This window comes from Micromonospora sp. RTP1Z1, from assembly GCF_033804685.1.
GTDB lineage: Bacteria > Actinomycetota > Actinomycetes > Mycobacteriales > Micromonosporaceae > Micromonospora.
The window spans coordinates 20,080-36,359 of sequence record NZ_JAPFQV010000035.1; the positions used below are offsets into that span (position 1 = coordinate 20,080).

17 protein-coding genes are annotated in these 16,280 nt (G+C 71.5%); 10 read left to right on the plus strand and 7 right to left on the minus strand.

Translation table 11 applies throughout. The features are described 5' to 3' along the window. Positions 1 to 46: 46 nt before the first annotated feature. The 4 genes from SLP03_RS18420 (at position 47) to SLP03_RS18435 (ending at position 3,117) form a co-directional block, all read left to right on the plus strand. Entirely contained in the window at positions 47 to 745 is a 699-nt protein-coding gene (locus tag SLP03_RS18420; RefSeq protein WP_319461840.1) for an HAD family hydrolase, read from the plus strand. A gap of 21 nt (positions 746 to 766) precedes the next feature. Beyond that, positions 767 to 1,552 (plus strand): DUF4184 family protein, encoded by a 786-nt coding sequence (locus SLP03_RS18425; RefSeq protein ID WP_319461841.1) that lies wholly within the window; start codon positions 767 to 769, stop codon positions 1,550 to 1,552. A 535-nt stretch (positions 1,553 to 2,087) separates the two neighbouring features. Continuing rightward, positions 2,088 to 2,351, plus strand: a complete 264-nt coding sequence (locus SLP03_RS18430; RefSeq protein ID WP_319461842.1) for a hypothetical protein — start codon at positions 2,088 to 2,090, stop codon at positions 2,349 to 2,351. A gap of 52 nt (positions 2,352 to 2,403) precedes the next feature. Beyond that, positions 2,404 to 3,117 carry a hypothetical protein gene (locus SLP03_RS18435; RefSeq protein WP_319461843.1) on the plus strand — a complete coding sequence of 238 codons (714 nt, stop codon included), beginning with the start codon at positions 2,404 to 2,406 and terminating at the stop codon, positions 3,115 to 3,117. Positions 3,118 to 3,212: 95 nt separating this feature from the next. On the opposite strand, the gene SLP03_RS18440 is transcribed toward SLP03_RS18435, so the two are convergent. Together SLP03_RS18440 and SLP03_RS18445 are read right to left on the minus strand one after the other, a co-directional pair. After that, entirely contained in the window at positions 3,213 to 3,488 is a 276-nt protein-coding gene (locus tag SLP03_RS18440) for a hypothetical protein (RefSeq protein ID WP_319461844.1), read from the minus strand. Between the two features lie 47 nt (positions 3,489 to 3,535). Further along, complete coding sequence (locus tag SLP03_RS18445; protein ID WP_319461845.1) at positions 3,536 to 3,967, minus strand: hypothetical protein; 432 nt, start codon at positions 3,965 to 3,967, stop codon at positions 3,536 to 3,538. 258 nt (positions 3,968 to 4,225) lie between these two features. On the opposite strand from SLP03_RS18445, the gene SLP03_RS18450 reads away from it, so the two are divergent. Continuing rightward, positions 4,226 to 5,608, plus strand: coding sequence for a transposase (locus tag SLP03_RS18450; protein ID WP_319461846.1), 1,383 nt, complete (start codon positions 4,226 to 4,228; stop codon positions 5,606 to 5,608). Positions 5,609 to 5,655: 47 nt separating this feature from the next. Here SLP03_RS18450 and SLP03_RS18455 read toward each other — a convergent pair whose 3' ends face one another. Then, positions 5,656 to 6,360 carry a VOC family protein gene (locus SLP03_RS18455; protein WP_319461847.1) on the minus strand — a complete coding sequence of 235 codons (705 nt, stop codon included), beginning with the start codon at positions 6,358 to 6,360 and terminating at the stop codon, positions 5,656 to 5,658. 295 nt (positions 6,361 to 6,655) lie between these two features. On the opposite strand from SLP03_RS18455, the gene SLP03_RS18460 reads away from it, so the two are divergent. From SLP03_RS18460 to SLP03_RS18475, 4 genes are read left to right on the plus strand one after another with little or no spacing between them, the layout of a single operon-like run. Beyond that, positions 6,656 to 7,945 carry an ABC transporter substrate-binding protein gene (locus tag SLP03_RS18460; protein WP_319461848.1) on the plus strand — a complete coding sequence of 430 codons (1,290 nt, stop codon included), beginning with the start codon at positions 6,656 to 6,658 and terminating at the stop codon, positions 7,943 to 7,945. Positions 7,946 to 7,985: 40 nt separating this feature from the next. Then, positions 7,986 to 8,981, plus strand: a complete 996-nt coding sequence (locus SLP03_RS18465; protein WP_319461849.1) for a sugar ABC transporter permease — start codon at positions 7,986 to 7,988, stop codon at positions 8,979 to 8,981. A gap of 1 nt (position 8,982) precedes the next feature. Continuing rightward, positions 8,983 to 9,819: a carbohydrate ABC transporter permease gene (locus SLP03_RS18470; protein ID WP_319461850.1), complete on the plus strand. Its 837-nt coding sequence runs from the start codon at positions 8,983 to 8,985 to the stop codon at positions 9,817 to 9,819. 9 nt (positions 9,820 to 9,828) lie between these two features. Next, entirely contained in the window at positions 9,829 to 11,034 is a 1,206-nt protein-coding gene (locus SLP03_RS18475; protein ID WP_319461851.1) for a sn-glycerol-3-phosphate ABC transporter ATP-binding protein UgpC, read from the plus strand. 192 nt (positions 11,035 to 11,226) lie between these two features. Here SLP03_RS18475 and SLP03_RS18480 read toward each other — a convergent pair whose 3' ends face one another. Then, complete coding sequence (locus SLP03_RS18480) at positions 11,227 to 11,850, minus strand: DUF421 domain-containing protein (protein WP_319461852.1); 624 nt, start codon at positions 11,848 to 11,850, stop codon at positions 11,227 to 11,229. Between the two features lie 435 nt (positions 11,851 to 12,285). Here SLP03_RS18480 and SLP03_RS18485 point away from each other — a divergent pair, with 435 nt between their 5' ends. After that, on the plus strand, positions 12,286 to 12,573 hold the full coding sequence (locus SLP03_RS18485; protein ID WP_319461853.1) for a hypothetical protein: 288 nt from the start codon (positions 12,286 to 12,288) through the stop codon (positions 12,571 to 12,573). A 38-nt stretch (positions 12,574 to 12,611) separates the two neighbouring features. Here SLP03_RS18485 and SLP03_RS18490 read toward each other — a convergent pair whose 3' ends face one another. Genes SLP03_RS18490 through SLP03_RS18500 form a run of 3 tightly spaced genes read right to left on the minus strand, consistent with a single transcriptional unit; the run spans position 12,612 to position 16,257 of the window. Continuing rightward, positions 12,612 to 14,720 (minus strand): xanthine dehydrogenase family protein molybdopterin-binding subunit, encoded by a 2,109-nt coding sequence (locus tag SLP03_RS18490; RefSeq protein ID WP_319461854.1) that lies wholly within the window; start codon positions 14,718 to 14,720, stop codon positions 12,612 to 12,614. Then, the gene (locus SLP03_RS18495; RefSeq protein WP_319461855.1) at positions 14,717 to 15,709 is read right to left on the minus strand and encodes a xanthine dehydrogenase family protein subunit M; all 993 of its coding nucleotides are present in this window, start codon (positions 15,707 to 15,709) and stop codon (positions 14,717 to 14,719) included. Before SLP03_RS18495 ends, SLP03_RS18490 begins: the two co-directional genes overlap by 4 nt. Beyond that, complete coding sequence (locus tag SLP03_RS18500; protein ID WP_319461856.1) at positions 15,706 to 16,257, minus strand: 2Fe-2S iron-sulfur cluster-binding protein; 552 nt, start codon at positions 16,255 to 16,257, stop codon at positions 15,706 to 15,708. Before SLP03_RS18500 ends, SLP03_RS18495 begins: the two co-directional genes overlap by 4 nt. Positions 16,258 to 16,280: the final 23 nt, after the last annotated feature.

Below are 16,280 nucleotides of genomic sequence, written 5' to 3' on the forward strand. Positions count from 1 at the left end.
CGTGCGCAGTAGGGTGTCCCGGGTCCGGACACGGAAGGGGAACGCGATGCGGCAGCGCCGGGAGGCGACGGTGCTCATCTTCGACGCCGACGACACGCTCTGGGAGAACAACGTCCTCTTCGAGCGGGTGATCGACGACTTCCTCGCCTGGCTGGACCACCCCACGCTGGACCGTACCGAGATCCGGGCCGTCCTCGACGACATCGAGCGGGCCAACGCCGTGGCGCACGGCTACGGCAGCAAGGTCTTCCTGCGCAGCCTGGGGGAGTGCCTGGAGCGGCTGCGCGAGCGGCCGGCCACCGAGCCGGAGCGCCGGGAGCTGGACGAGCTGGCCGCGGCGCTGGTCGGGCACACCGTCGAGCTGATGCCCGGGGTCGCGGAGACGCTGGACGACCTCGCCACCCGCCACGACCTGCTGCTGCTGACCAAGGGGGAGCAGGAGGAACAGCAGCGCAAGCTCGACGCCTCGGGTCTGCTGCGCCACTTCCGCGCCGCGCACATCGTCCGGGAGAAGGACGTCGACACGTACCGTCGGCTGGCCACCGAGCACGGGTTCGACCCGGCCGGCGCGTGGATGATCGGGAACTCGCCGCGGTCCGACATCCTGCCGGCCCGGGCCGCCGGCCTGAACGCGGTGTTCATCCCCAACGAGAACACCTGGGTGCTGGAGCACGACGAGCTGGACCCGACCGACACCGGGGTGGTCCGGCTGGCCGCCTTCCCCGACCTGCTCCGGCACTTCTGATCCGCCGGTAATGTCCAGGTCGTGCCGCTGACGTTCCCCTCGCACCTGGCCCCGGTGCTGCCGCTGAAGCTGTGGCGCCCGCAGTGGTTCGACGGGGTGGCGCTGGCCACCGGCGCGGTGGCGCCGGACGTCTGCTACCTGTTCACCGGCACCCGGTTCGACCTCGGACTGCGAACTCACACGCTGGGCGGGCTGCTCTGGTGGTGCCTGCCGGTGGCGCTCGGCTACGCCTGGATCGTCCGTCGGGTGATCGCCGGCATCGCCGTCCACCTGCCCGGGCAGCGGGCGTTCGCCTGGCCCGACCACGCCGCGCTCGGCAGCGTGCGGCATCCCTGGCAGGTCACCGTCTGCTCGGCGCTGATCGGCGCGGCCAGCCACGTCGCCTTGGACCGGGTCACCCACACCGACCGCTGGCTGCGCGTCCTCGGTGTCGACTGGCATGCGCTCACCGGCATGTACTGGTGGTTCTTCGCCGATCTGCTCAGCACGGTGGTCGGCGCCGTCGTCGTGGTCGGCCTGGCCCTGCGCGCCGCGCGCCGGCATGAGATCTTTGACGGCGTACGACCCCCGGCGCCGCCGGCGCAACCCACGGTCTTCTGGGGGGCGGCGCTGATCGTCACGGCCGCCGGGGCGGCGGTGCTGCCGGCGCTGCCGTACGCCACAGTGCCAGCCCCGGGCGGGGTGCGGCTGCTGCATCTGGGCGCGCTCGCGTTGATCGCCGGCGCCGTGGCGGTCGGCCGGGCGGAGGCTCGGCGGGTCGATGGGCGGACCGGTCGCTCCGAGGAGAAACAGCGCCACTCCGGCTGACCCTGTTACGCCGACATGCCGCATTTCAACGTAGGTATCAATCACATTCTCCCGGGCCGGCAAGAGCTTGTCCGGCCTGCGGCGGGATGCCTAACCTGGGCCCGCGTTCACGGCTCTTCGGGGTGAGTCGGGGACGCGCCGAAGTCCGGTAGTTGGGCACCGTGGAGCTGAGTGCATGCGGGCCGGCTCGCCGTGTTGAGCCCGGCGTGGGCGGCGTGCCACGCCCGCCGCGCTCGCAACGGCGAATTCCGCTACCACGCCGGACGGCTGGGGGTCAGGACCGGGGAGTTGCGGACCCGGTCCTGACCCGTCTCCGGCCCGAGGAGGGATCGTGTGGTCGCGCTGTGCGCCGCCCGCCACGGGACCTCGGCCGGTACCGCCCTTCTCGTAGGGTGATCGCGCCACGCATCGACAGCGGAGCCACCGACCGCACCCGGCCCGGTGGGCTTCCTGCCGTCTCATCCAGGAGCTCAGTGGAGCGACCACCCTGTGGATCGTCGGCGTCAACCTTGATCTCGTCTCGGGTTACACGCTGTTGGGCGGAAATGACCCGGACCGGTTCCTGACGGTGGACGGCAGGCTCGTCCTCACTCCGACCGTTGAGGAACTGATCGAGGAACTGCCAGACTCAGGACAGCATTCGTTCCAGGATGATGAGCAGTTCCTGACGTTTCGCCGGGAGGTGAAGCGGGCCTACTCACCTGGTGCGACAGGAGGCGACGAGAGCGGCTTGTACGATTTCGCCGCCACCCTGCCGTCCTGTCGGCTGGCGTTTCCCGGTGTCAGGGAGGTCGCCTGAACCGGGACGAACGGCTCTGTCCGATGCCCCCCGTCCGGAGTCAGACTGAGTCATGACACCTCAGCGCGTACCACTGCTCGCCAGCCTGGTCGTGCTGCTCGCGGCGGCCGCCTGTACGACCGGCCGGGACGACGCGACCTCCGCGCCGTCGACGGCGCCCGCGCCCAGCGCGACCCCCGCCGCCACCGCGCCCGTCACGACGCCGCCGCCCACCGCCGGCACCCCGGGACCCTCCGCCACGCCGACCGGGGCCGCCGGGCAGTGGCGGGTGACGTACGGCTGGGCGGAGCCCTCGTCGCCGGCCCGGGTGGCGCACACCGTCCGGGTGCCGGTCACCCCGGCGCCGGGTGAGCCACTGCCCGTCCTGGTCCAGATCCAGGTCGGTGACCACCCGGCCGAGGGGTTCAGCCGGATCACCTTCGCCTTCCGCGGCCCCACGCCGAGTTACCAGGTCGGCTATGTCGCCCGGGTGGAGTCCGACGGCAGCGGCGCCCCGGTCGAGCTGCCCGGCACCGCGTTCCTCGCGGTCCGCTTCAACCCGGCGCAGGGGCATGACAGCAGCGGCCGGAGCACGGTGAGCGCGCCCGGGCGGACCATCGGCTACCCCACGCTGCGTGGCTGGGCGCCCGCCGGGGACTTCGAGGGGTACCTCAGCTTCGGGCTCGGGCTCCAGCCGCCGTCCGGCGCGGCCGTGCCGGTGCGGCTGGGCGAGTCCGCCCGTCCCGACGGCACCCACGTCGTCTCCGTCGACGTGCGCCGGAGCTGAGCCGCGGCGGCGTTCGCCGTGGTCGAGGCGGGCGCCCCGGGCCGACGGAACCGACCGTGCCGACCGAGGGTCGGCGCGGTCGGCTCAGGCGTGCCTCAGGAGCCCCCGCCCCGGACGATCGCCACGGCGACCCGGCAGAACTCGTCCATGTCGGGGTTGAAGCCGGCCGCGATGTCCGGGTGCAGGCCGGCCCGGGTCTCGTCGAGCAACCGGCGGCAGACCTCCTCGACCGGCTCGCCCGCGTAGCTCGCGCGGACCCGTTCGATGGCCGCCTGCAGGGCCGAGGTCAGCTGATCCTCCAGCGGGCCGCGCAGCTTCTGCTGCACGGGATCCAGCCCGCTCGGGTCGAGCGTGACATGTGGCTCCGACATCGGCGCTCCCTTCGTCGGCGGCCGCGGTACCCAACCGCGGCCGTCGGTCAAACCACGGTGGGTACGGCGGCCACCCGGACCTGGTACGAGAAGTCCTCCGCCGGCTCCTCGACGTACGACAGCCGGCGGATCTGCCGGTCGTCGTCGTAGAGCGCGACGTCGACCAGTACGCCGAGGTGGGCCAGCCCGATGTTGGCCACCCGCTTCTTGTCCTGCAGCACCGCGCAGATTCCGCCCAGCAGCGTGCTGGCGTCGGAGGTGCGGTGCCCGGGCGGGCAGCGCAGGGTGAGGTCCACCTCGATCGGCCCGGCGAGCGGGGTCCAGCCGGTGCGCTGGGCGGCTTCGCAGGCCGCCTGGAGCAGGGCACGGACCCGGGTCGCCTGCCGGTGCCCGGCGGCGAAGATGGACAGGGCCTCGGTCTTGACCGGGGGCAGGCCGCTCACCTCGAACGTCAGGGCGAGAGCGCGGGTGTCCTGCACGACAACCTCCTCGTTGGGGACGATCCTGCCCAACCGGTGATGCGGCAGAGGGGGTTCCCGCGATTACCAACCGTTCGGGCGGGTCGGGGGTCGGCCGGTGGCGTATCGACTTCGACGGCGACGCGCTGGCTGCGGAGCTACCGAAACTCTAGTGCTCTGACCACATACGTTGGCGGGTTGGTTGGGGGGAAATTGTCGTAGGGGTGGTGTTGGCTTCGGTTCGTGCCTCGTCGTCGGGATCCCGCTGCGCTGCGGGTCGTGCATCGCACGGCCCGGGTGGCGTTGCGGGTGACGCCGGGGCAGCGGCGGCGGTGTTTCGGGTTGCTGCGTTCGGCCGGTGATGTGTGGGCATGTGTGTTGGAGGTCAACGCCTGGCGGCGCCGCCGCCACGACACGCCGCAGGTCGGCTATCAGCAGTTGTGTCGGGAGCTGTCCGGGTCGGGGCCGGGCACGTTCGGCGAACTGGACACCACGGGTGCCAGGTCGGTGTTGCGCCGGTTCTCCGATGCGTGGTTCGCGGCGGCGAAACGCCGCAAGGACGGTGACGTGTTGGCCCGGTTTCCGCGTCGTCGGCGGGGGTTGGTGCCGGTGCGCTGGTATCACGGCACGTTCACCCTCGACGGCCGCCGGGTCCGGATCCCCACCGGTAAAGGCAGTGCGCCGTTGTGGGTGCGCCTGGCGCGGGAGGTGCCGTATCCGGTCGAGCAGGTCCGGTCGATCACCCTGCTGTGTGAAGGTGGCCGGCTGTTCCTTGACGTGACCGCCGAGGTGCCGGTGGCCGTCTATCCGCCCGGTGAACAACCGGATCCTGGCAGGGTGGCCGGGGTGGACCTGGGAATCATCCACCCCTACGCCGTGGCCGGCCCGGGCGGGGAGGGACTGTTGGTGTCGGGGCGGGCGATCCGCGCCGAGCACCGGATGCACCTCGCCGACACGAAGGGCCGGCAACGTGCCGTTGGCCGTCGGGCGCCGAAGCCAGGTCAGAAGGGGTCGCGGCGGTGGCGGCAGTACCGGCGTCGGACACGACTGGTGGAGGGCCGGCACCGGCGCAGGATCCGTCAGGCCCAGCACGAAGCCGCCCGTAGCGTCGTGTCGTGGGCGGTGCGGCAGCGGGTGGGTGTGCTGCACGTCGGTGATCCTCGCGGGGTGTTGGACCTTCCTTCGGGGCGGCGGCACAACTTGCGGTTGCGGCAGTGGCAGATCGGCCGGCTGATGCAGGGCCTCGTCGACAAGGCCACCCTGGCCGGGATCACCGTCCGGCTGGTCGACGAACGCGGCACCTCGTCCACCTGCCCCGCCTGTCACCGGCGGGTGCCGAAACCCTGCGGCCGGACGTTGTCGTGCCCGCACTGCGCATTCTCCGGCCACCGTGACCTCGTTGCGGCGGCCAGCATCGCCACCCGCACCCCGGGCGGCGGATCCACCACCCCGACAGCGGTTGTGCTGCCGGAGGTGGTCACGCACCGTCGAGCCGGTCGGCACCTGCCCGGTGCCGGCCGGTCCCGGCGCGACCCCCGCCGCCCACCAAAGGTGGCGCGAGGATCAGTTGGCCCGCGGAGGCCCGCCCCACCACCCGGTGGGGAGTCGCTCGCCCAACAGGCGAGGATCCACAACACCCACCGCAAACCCGGTGAACGTTAGTGGACACCGCACTAGTGCACCGGGCGCACGCTGGGTAGCCTCGCCGTTCACTGGGTGTGACGCGGCGGGAAGGCGCAGAACTCGTTGCCCTCCGGGTCGGCCAGCACCCACCAGGCGGCCCGGTCGTCGGGCTCGCGCAGCAGCGTGGCGCCGGCGGCGATCAGCGCGGTGGCGTCCGGGCCGGTCAGGTCGACGTCCCAGTGCACCCGGTTCTTCACCCGCTTGCGCTCCGGCACCGGGTCGAAGATCCACGATTCCCAGGGGAACCCGGCGGCGCCGGTCAGGTAGGCGTAGTCCTCGCCGCCGCCGCCGACCTGGCCGCCGACCACGCCGGCCCACCACGCCGCCTGCGCGGCCGGGTCGGTGCTGTCCACCACCAGCTCGAAGACGCCCGGCCGCTTGTCCTCCCCGGGCGGGAACGCGCAAAACTGGTTGCCGTCCGGGTCGGCCAGCACCCACCAGTCGACCTCCGCGTCCGGCTCCCCGACCAGCCGGGCGCCGGCCGCCAGCAGCGCCGACGGGTCCGCGTCGGCGAGCCGCAGGTCCAGGTGGACGCGGGTCTTGCCGGTACGCGGTTCGGGCACCTGGTTGACCCAGATCGACTCCGGTCCGGCCCCGCCGGGGTGCGCGTCCACCCGGGCGTCACCGTCACCGGTGTCGATCACCTCGCCGTTCAGGATCCGGGCCCAGAACCCGGCCAGCGCCCGGGCGCCGACGGCGTCCATACAGAGGTCCTTGAAGCGCGCGATCATCCGGCCATCATGCCGGCCCGGCCTGACACCCACGGACCTCGCCACGAAGGTGGCGTCCATCCGCCGAGCGTAAGGGCCGCGCGGGGGGCGCGCAGCGTGGTGATCCCACGCCGGCACGCGAGGTACCTCCCGTCTCGTGACCGTCAGGTTTCGGAGAGTCGCGGGTCGGGCACTGTTGCCGCACGAAACGTCCGGGGCCGGGTGGATTTGCCGCAGCCGACGCCCCGACCGTCTCGCCGTGCGCCGGGGCACGGGCGACTTCCCCCGGCTCTCGCCGAAGAAAAGGGGGAGGGCGATGACGACAGACCCCGACGAGGCCGCGGACCGGCGGCGGCCACGATTCCGTGCGGCGGCGGCAGCCGCCGCGCTGACGTTGGTGGCGCCGCTCGCGGCCTGCGGGTCCGGCGGCGACGGCGGTACGCCGACGATCAACCTGTACTACCCCCCGGAACAGAGTCTGCAGAAGGTCGTCGACGACTGCAACGCGCAGGCCCAGGGGCGCTACAAGATCGTCTACCGGGTGCTGCCGCGGCAGGCCGACGACCAGCGGGTGCAGATGGTGCGCCGGCTGGCCGCGCAGGACAGCGGGATGGACGTGCTGGGCCTCGACGTCACCTGGACCCAGGAGTTCGCCAGCGCGAACTGGATCCGCGAGTGGACCGGCCAGGACAAGGCGGAGGTGGAGCAGGGCACCCTCGCGGGGCCGCTGGACACCGCCCGCTACGAGGGCAAGCTGTACGCGGCGCCGAAGAACACGAACGTCCAGCTGCTCTGGTACCGCACCGACCTGGTGCCGCAGCCACCGAAGACCTGGGACGAGATGATCTCCGCTGCCCAGCAGCTGAAGCAGCAGGGCAAGCCGTACCGGGTGCTCACCATGGGCGCCCAGTACGAGGGCCTGGTCGTCCTCTACAACACCCTGGCCGAGAGCGCGGGCGGGAAGATCCTCAGCGACGACGGCAAGCAGGCGGTGATGGACGCCGGCACCGTCAAGGCGCTCGACCAGCTCAGGAAGTTCGCCACGTCGGGCGTGACGTCGCCGTCCTTCAGCAACGCCACCGAGGACCCCGTCCGGCTGGAGTTCCAGGGCGGCTCGGGCGCCTTCCAGGTCAACTGGCCCTTCGTCTATCCGGCCATGCAGGAGGCCAACCCGGACCTGGCGAAGAAGGTCAAGTGGGCCAGGGTGCCGGGGATCGACGGGAACACCCCGAGCAAGGTCACCATCGGCGGCGTCAACATGGCCGTCAGCAAATACTCCAAGCACCCGACGGAGTCGTTCGAGGCGGCCCGGTGCATCCGCAACGCCAAGAACCAGAAGTTCTCCGCCGTCAACGACGGCGTGCCACCGACCATCGAGCAGGTCTACGACGACCCGGAGATGGACAAGGCGTACCCGATGAAGGACACCATCCTGGAGGAGCTCAAGGAGCCGGCGGTCCGTCCGCTGACCCCCGCCTACCAGAGCATCTCCACCGTCATGTCGGCGATCCTGTCGCCGCCGTCGGGCATCCGGCCCGAGCAGACCGCGAACGAGTTGCGCAAGGCCATCGCCGACGCCCTCGTCTCGAAGGGGGTCCTCCCGTGAACAGGCGAATCCACCGCGACCGTCGACCGGAGGTGACGGCATGAGCATCAACGCCACCCCCGCCGGCAGCGAGGTCGCCGCCGAGGCCGAACGGCCCACCGGCCGGCACGCGGCGGTGCCCACCCAGCGGGCCGGCCGACGGGCGAAGGCACCGCTGAGCGAGAACAAGCGGGCCGAGCGCCGGCTCGGCTGGCTGCTGTGCGCGCCGGCCGCGCTGGTCATGGTGCTGGTGACCGCGTACCCGATCATCTACTCGGTCTGGTTGTCGTTGCAGCGCTTCGACCTGCGCTTCCCCGACCAGCGCGAGTTCATCGGGCTGGACAACTACGCCACCGTGCTGACCAACCAGTTCTGGTGGACCGCGTTCGGGGTCACCGCGCTGATCACCGTGGTCACGGTGGCAGTCGAGCTGGTGCTCGGCATGGGACTCGCGCTGATCATGCACCGCACGCTGGTCGGTCGGGGCATCGTCCGCACCGCGGCGCTGATCCCGTACGGCATCGTCACCGTCGTCGCGGCCTTCTCCTGGCGGTACGCCTGGACGCCCGGCACCGGCTACCTGGCGAACGTCTTCGACGGAAGCGCGCCGCTGACCGAGCGGGCCAGCTCGCTGGCGATCATCATGCTGGCGGAGATCTGGAAGACCACGCCGTTCATGGCGCTGCTGCTGATGGCCGGCCTGGCCCTGGTCCCGGAGGACCTGCTCAAGGCGGCCTCCACCGACGGCGCGACCTCCTGGCAGCGGTTCACCAAGGTGATGCTGCCGGTGATGAAGCCGGCGATCCTGGTCGCCCTGCTGTTCCGCACGCTGGACGCGTTCCGGGTCTTCGACAACATCTTCGTGCTCACCGCGGGCGGCAACGAGACCTCGTCGGTGTCGATGCTCGCCTACAACAACCTGATCCGGGGTTTGAACCTCGGCATCGGCTCCACGATGTCGGTGCTGATCTTCCTCACCGTGGCGATCATCGCCTTCGTCTTCGTGAAGCTGTTCGGTACCGCTGCCCCGGGCAGCGACGACGGGGAGAGGCGCTGAGATGTCAGTCGAAACCACCACGCGGGCGAAGCTGCGCTGGGGTCTGCTGGACGTCATCGTCGTCGTCTTCGCGCTGATCCCGGTGCTCTGGATCGCCTCGCTGTCGTTCAAGACCCCGGGCACCCTCACCGACGGGAAGTTCTGGCCCCGGGAGTGGACGCTGGACAACTACCGGACGATCTTCGCCACCGACCAGTTCGTCCGGGCCCTGGCCAACTCGATCGGCATCGCGCTGATCGCCACCCTGGTCGCGGTGGTGCTCGGCGCGATGGCCGCGTACGCGATCTCCCGACTGGACTTCCCCGGCAAGAAGCTGCTGGTCGGGGTCTCCCTGCTGATCGCGATGTTCCCCCAGGTGTCGCTGGTGTCGCCGCTGTTCGAGATCGAGCGGCAGCTCGGCCTCTTCGACACCTGGCCGGGGCTGATCCTGCCGTACATCACCTTCGCCCTGCCGCTGGCGATCTACACGCTGTCGGCGTTCTTCAAGCAGATCCCGTGGGACCTGGAGAAGGCGGCGAAGATGGACGGCGCCACCCAGGGCCAGGCGTTCCGGCGGGTCATCGCCCCGCTGGCCGCGCCGGGGCTGTTCACCACGGCGATCCTGGTCTTCATCTTCTGCTGGAACGACTTCCTGTTCGCCATCTCGCTGACCTCCACCGAGCGGTCCCGCACGGTGCCGGTCGCGCTGTCGTTCTTCACCGGCGAGTCGCAGTTCGAGGACCCGACCGGGGCGATTTGCGCCGCCGCCGTGGTGATCACCATTCCGATCATCCTGTTCGTGCTCTTCTTCCAGCGCCGCATCGTCTCCGGCCTGACCTCCGGCGCAGTCAAGGGATAGGTGGTAACAGTGGCTGACATCGTGCTGGACAAGGTGAGCAAGAGGTTCCCGGACGGGACCGTCGCGGTGCAGGACGTCGACCTGGAGATCGCCGACGGCGAGTTCGTGATCCTGGTCGGCCCGTCGGGCTGCGGGAAGTCCACCACCCTCAACATGATCGCCGGACTGGAGGACATCAGCTCCGGTGAGCTGCGGATCGCGGGGCAGCGGGTCAACGACAAGGCGCCCCGGGAGCGGGACATCGCCATGGTGTTCCAGTCGTACGCGCTCTACCCGAACATGACCGTCCGGGAGAACATGGCCTTCCCGCTGCGGCTGGCGAAGCTGGACAAGGCCACCATCGACGCCAAGGTCGACGAGGCGGCGAAGGTCCTGGAGCTGACCCCGCTGCTGGACCGCAAGCCGGCCAACCTCTCCGGCGGCCAGCGGCAGCGGGTGGCGATGGGCCGGGCCATCGTCCGGCAGCCGAAGGCGTTCCTGATGGACGAGCCGCTGTCCAACCTGGACGCCAAGCTGCGGGTGCAGATGCGCACGGTGGTGTCCCGGCTGCAGAAGCAGCTCGGCACCACCACCGTCTACGTGACCCACGACCAGACCGAGGCGATGACCCTCGGCGACCGGGTGGTCATCATGCGGGGCGGGGCGGTGCAGCAGGTCGGCCCGCCCCAGGAGCTGTACGACCACCCGCGCAACCTCTTCGTCGCCGGCTTCATCGGCTCGCCGTCGATGAACTTCCTGCACGCGGCCGTCGAGGATGGCAAGCTGCGTACCGCGCTCGGCGACGTGCCGATCGGCGAGCGGATCCGCCGCGAGCTGGAGGCCGGCGACGCGCCGCGCGAGCTGATCCTCGGCGTCCGGCCGGAGCACTTCGAGGACGCCGAGTTGGTCGACGACGACATCCGTCGCCGGGGCATGGAGTTCGAGGCCCCGGTCGACATCGTCGAGTCGATGGGCTCGGACAAGTACGTCTACTTCACCATCGAGGGGGAGAAGGCCACCGCCGCCGAGCTGGAGGAACTGGCCGCCGACGCGGGGGCCGACTTCAGCGGCGGTGGGGCCAGCCTGGTGACCCGGCTGTCCGCCGAGTCGCCGGTGACCGAGGGGGAGAACCGGCGCGTCTGGTTCAACCTGGAAAAGATCCACCTGTTCGACCCGTCCACCGGACGCAACCTGACCCTGCACGAGGGCCGGGCGGCCGGCGCGCTCGCCGACTGACCGGCGCGATCGGGGGCCGGTGGCAGCAGCCGCCGGCCCCCGATCGCATCCTCACCGTCAGGGGTTCAAATCCCCTCAGCTCCACCCAGTTCAAAGGCCGTTTCCCGTAGTGGGAGACGGCCTTTTTCGAGACCGACGCGGGCAAGGGCAGGCGCCGGTGGACGCTTCTCCCGCTTCTTCGTCTTCGAACAGTCAGCCGCTTTCTTCTGTACGGGCGGGCCGGGGGGTGGTGGCCAACTGGTTCAAACGGTCGGTGAGGCGTGCCTCGAGGTCCGCGCCGGCGGCGTGAATCTCCGCGCGGATGTCGTTCAGCAGTGCTTGGTGATCGCTGTGGAGATCTCGGCGGGTTACGTCCTGAGCCTCCTCAATCAGTGTCACCACAATCACGCCGCCGGGGTCGAGCGTGGCCTTCTTGACCTCGTGTACGTCACTGGCGCCTTGGCGACGCAGGGCCGCGGCGAGGTCGGCGTGGCGTAGCCCGAGCCGGTGCAGCGCCTCGGGGTCGACCTTGCCGTCACGGACGAGGACGGTCTGTGCTCCCTCGAAGATCCGGGTCAGCCGGGGACGCCGGTTGACCACGCGTACCAGGCCGGCGTTGATCGCGACGAGCACGGCCGCGCCGATCAGACCGCCGGCCAGGCTGTTGTCGTTGCCGATGATCGCGTTCTGCACAACATTGGACAGCAGCAGCATCACCACCAGGTCGAAGGTGTTGAGCTGGGCAAGCTCACGCTTACCGCCGACGCGCAGGAGCACCGCCAGACCCCCGTAGACGAGCACGGTCCGCAGCACCTTCTCCAGCACCGGGATCTGCACGTGCCATAGGTCAGCCCACATCGACATGGTCTCCCATCCGTTGCCACGTTGGCTGTGGCGTCACCGACGCGCGACCCTACAGCAAGTAGTGTGAGGATCGCCCTCGGCAACCGAGGAACAGCCCGACCAGACCAGGATGCAGCCAGTTCGCATCGAGGGGGTCAGGGGTTCAGATCCCCTCAGCTCCACCCCCAGGCAGCGGCGACCTGACATCAGTCGTTGACATCAACGGTGGCGGCCGAGGCCGGACGAGTGCGGACGGGTGTCGCCTCGGAGCCGAACCCCATGGACGTCAGCGGACGCTGCGACCTTTGCCGAAAGCGCCTTGTAGGCGAGATGTCGCCGGTTCGATCCCGGCCGGGGACTCCAACTCCACCAGGCACTTCCGGGACCGCAACGCGCGACCGAGCGCAGTCCGAGATAGCCTTGCTGCATATGGCTACCTATCGCAGTGCCTCAACGCTTCTCTCCTCAGACGGCACCAGAACCCCCGGCACCGCCGCGCTCTTCAGCGAGCCTGGGCGCAAGGGCGGAACCCCGCCGTGGGCAGGAGACTTCCGGCCCGCGAACAGCGCCGGCAACGGCCCCAAAAACGCGGTCGGAAAGTCCTTCACGTTGGAGCTGCCCGACGGCAGCACCGGCAAGGTCGTGGTTCAAAGCCTCAAGAGCGGAAAAGGAGGCGTCACGTTGGCGTTGATGGGCGAGGACGCGCCCCCCTTCTGATCAGGGACGATCCGCCGTCACCGCTGCCGACAACTCCGTCACCGCGTGGGCAGGCGCTCCAGCAGTTTGTCGAGCCGGACGGGCAGGTCCCTGACCCGTACCCCGGTCGCGTGGTGCACGGCGTTCGTGATCGCGGCGGCCGTGCCCACGATGCCGATCTCGCCCAGCCCCTTCACCCCGGCCGGGTTGAGATCGGGGTCCTCCTCCGGCAGCCAGTACGCCTCGATCCGCTCCACGTCCGCGCAGACGCTGACGTGGTACATGGCGAAGTCGTGGTTGACCCAGTCGCCGTACCGCTCGTCGAGCACGCCCTCCTCGTGCAGCGCCATCGACATGCCCATCGTCATGCCGCCGATGAGCTGGCTGCGGGCGGTGGTGGGGTTCACCACCCGGCCCGCGGCGAAGACGCCGAGCAGCCGGGACACCCGGACCTCGCCGGTGTCCGCGTCGACGCGCACCTCGGCGAACTGGGCGCCGTATGCGTACCGGGCCATCGGGCGTTGCGCCTTGACCTCGTCGGCGGTGTTCACCTCGACGGTCAGCCCGTCGTCCGGCACCGCCCCGCCCGGGGCGTCCCGAAGCCGCTCGCGCAGCCCCTCGCCGGCCCGGATCACCGCCCAGCTCCACGAGGCGGTGCCCATCGAACCGCCGGCCACCCCGGCCGCCGGCAGGTCGCTGTCGCCCACCCGGATCGTGACCCGCTCCACGGGTACGCCCAGCGCGTCCGCCGCCACCTGCCACAGCGCGGTCCGGGCGCCGGTGCCGATGTCGGTCGCGTTGATCCGTACCTCGAAGGTGCCGTCCGGGGCGGCGGTCGCCGTCGCTGCCGCCGCCCGGGCCCGGGCCGGATAGCTGGACCCGGCCACGCCCGTACCGACCAGCCACCGCCCGTCCCGGCGGGCCCCCGGCGTCGGGTCGCGGTCGGCCCAGCCGAACCGGCGCGCCCCCTCGCGCAGGCAGGCGACCAGGTTGCGGCTGCTGAACGGCTTCCCGCCGTCGGGGTCGACCGCCGGGTCGTTGCGGACCCGCAGCTCGACCGGGTCGACGCCGCACGCCGTCGCCAGCTCGTCCATCGCGGACTCCAGCGCGTACGCGCCCGGGCACTCGCCCGGCGCGCGCATCCAGAACGGGGTCGGCACGTCCAGCCGCACCAGCCGGTGGGTGGTGCGCCGGTGCCGCCCGGCGTACATGCTGCGGGTGTAGACGGCGGTCTGCTCGGCGAACTCGGTCAGCGTCGAGGTCTGGCTGATGGCGTCGTGGCAGACCGCGGCGATCCGGCCGTCGGCGTCGGCGTCGAGCCGGACCCGCTGGATGGTCGGGGTCCGGTACCCGATCGGACCGAAGAGCTGCTGCCGGGTCAGGGCCAGCCGGACGGGCCGGTCCACCTGCCGGGCGGCCAGCGCGGCGAGCACCACGGCCGCCCTGGCGTACCCCTTGCTGCCGAAACCGCCGCCGACGTGCTCGGCGACCACCCGGACCGCCTCCCGGGGCAGCCCGAACAGCTCGGCGAGGGTCGCCTGCACCGGCGAGGAACCCTGGTTGGAGTCCTGCACCAGCAGCCGCCCGTCCCGCCATCGGGCGGTGGTGGCGTGCGGCTCCATCGGGTTGTTGTGGTAGGCCGGGGTCCGGTAGGTCGCGTCGACGCGCACCTCGGCGGCCGCGAAGCCGGCGTCGAAGTCGCCCTCGGCGGTGTCCGTCGGAAAGTTCGGGTTGACCTTGTCCGGCCGGTACAGCCCCGGGTGGTGTTCCGACAGCACCGTGCTGTGCGGCTCGGTGTCGTAGTCGATCCGGACCAGCCCGGCCGCCTCCCGGGCCGCCTCGATGGTCTCCGCCACCACGACGGCGACGAACTGCCCCCGGTAGTGCACGGTCGGCTCCTGCAGCAGGAACAGGTCCGCGTCCACCCCGGGCGTCAGGCGGGGCGCGTTGCCGTGGTGCAGCACGTCGAGCACCCCGGGCAGGGCCAGCGCCGGGGCCACGTCGACGCGGACGATCCGGCCGCGGGCCGCGGCCGCCGGCACGGCCCAGCCGTACGTCACGTCCGCGACCGGATACTCGACCGCGTACCGGGCCGCCCCGGTGACCTTGTCCCGGCCCTCCAGCCGGGGGTGTCCCCGGCCCACCGCGCCGACCGGTGGCGCGCTCACGGCCGTACCGCCCCGGCCAGCTCGGTCAGCGCGCGGACGGTGAGGTTGCGGATCAGCGGCACCTTGAACCCGTTGTGCCGCAACGGCCGGGCCACGGCGAGTTCGGCGTCCGCGGCCCGGGCGGCCAGCTCGGCGGTGAACGGCCGGCCGCGCAGCAGCTCCTCCGCCCGGTACGCCCGCCACGGTCGGTGCGCGACCGCGCCGTACGCCAGCCGGACGTCCCGGACCACGTCCCCGTCCAGGTCGAGCGCCGCCGCCACCGAGCCGACCGCGAACGCGAACGAGGCCCGGTCGCGCACCTTGAGGTACGTCGACCGCCGGGCGAACGGCAGCGGCGGGACCCGTACCGCGGTGATCAGCGCGCCCCGGGGGAGCGTGGTCTCCCGTTCGGGGTAGTCACCGGGGGTGCGGTGCAGCTCGGTGAGCGGCACGTCCCGAGGGCCGTCCGGCTCGCGTACCTCCACCACCGCGTCCAGTGCGACCAGGGCGACCGCCAGGTCCGACGGGTGGGTCGCCACGCAGCGTTCGGACCAGCCGAGGATGGCCAGCTCGCGGTTCTGTCCATGCAGCGCCGCGCAACCGGCGCCGGGCTCCCGCTTGTTGCACGCCTTCGCGGTGTCCTGGAAGTAGCCGCAGCGGGTGCGTTGCAGCAGGTTGCCGGCGGTGGTGGCCATGTTGCGCACCTGCCCGGAGGCGGCGGCGAGCAGGGCCCTGGCGAGCAGCGGGTAGTCCCGCCGGACCAGCGGGTGCGCGGCGAGGTCGCTGTTGCGCGCGGTGGCGCCGATCCGCAACCCGCCGTCCGGCCCGGGTTCCACCGTGTCCAGCGGCAGCCCGGTCACGTCCACCAGCAGGCCCGGCCGGTGCACGCCGAGCTTCATCAGGTCCACCAGGTTGGTCCCGCCGCCCAGGTACGCCGCCTCCGGGTCCGCGTCGAGCAGGGCGACCGCCTCCGCGACGTCGGTGGGCCGCTGGTAGCGGAAGGCTCTCACTCCGACGCCGCCGCCGCGCGGATCGCGGTCACGATGTTCGGGTACGCGGCGCAACGGCACAGGTTGCCGCTCATCCGTTCGCGCACCTCCGCGTCGGTCAGCTCCACCGGCCCGTCGAGGTCCCCGGTCACCGCGCTGGGCCAGTCCCGGGTCACCTCGTCGAGCATCCCCCGGGCGGAGCAGAGCTGGCCGGGGGTGCAGTAGCCGCACTGGAAGGCGTCGTGCGCGACGAAGGCGGCCTGGAGCGGGGAGAGCCCGTCCGGTCCGGCGAGTCCCTCCACCGTGGTCACCTCCCGACCGTCGAGGGTGACGGCCAGGATCAGGCAGCTCTTCACCCGCCGGCCGTCGAGCAACACCGTGCACGAGCCGCACTGGCCATGGTCGCAGCCCTTCTTGCTGCCGGTCAGGCCGAGCCGTTCCCGCAACGCGTCCAGCAGGGTGGTCCGGTTGTCCAGCGTCAGGTCGTGGCCGACGCCGTTGACGGTGACGGCGACCCGGGACGACCACTGGCCGTCCGCCGGATTCCCGCTCTCCCGCCCGCCCCGCACCCGGCCAGACTACCGTTGCCCCT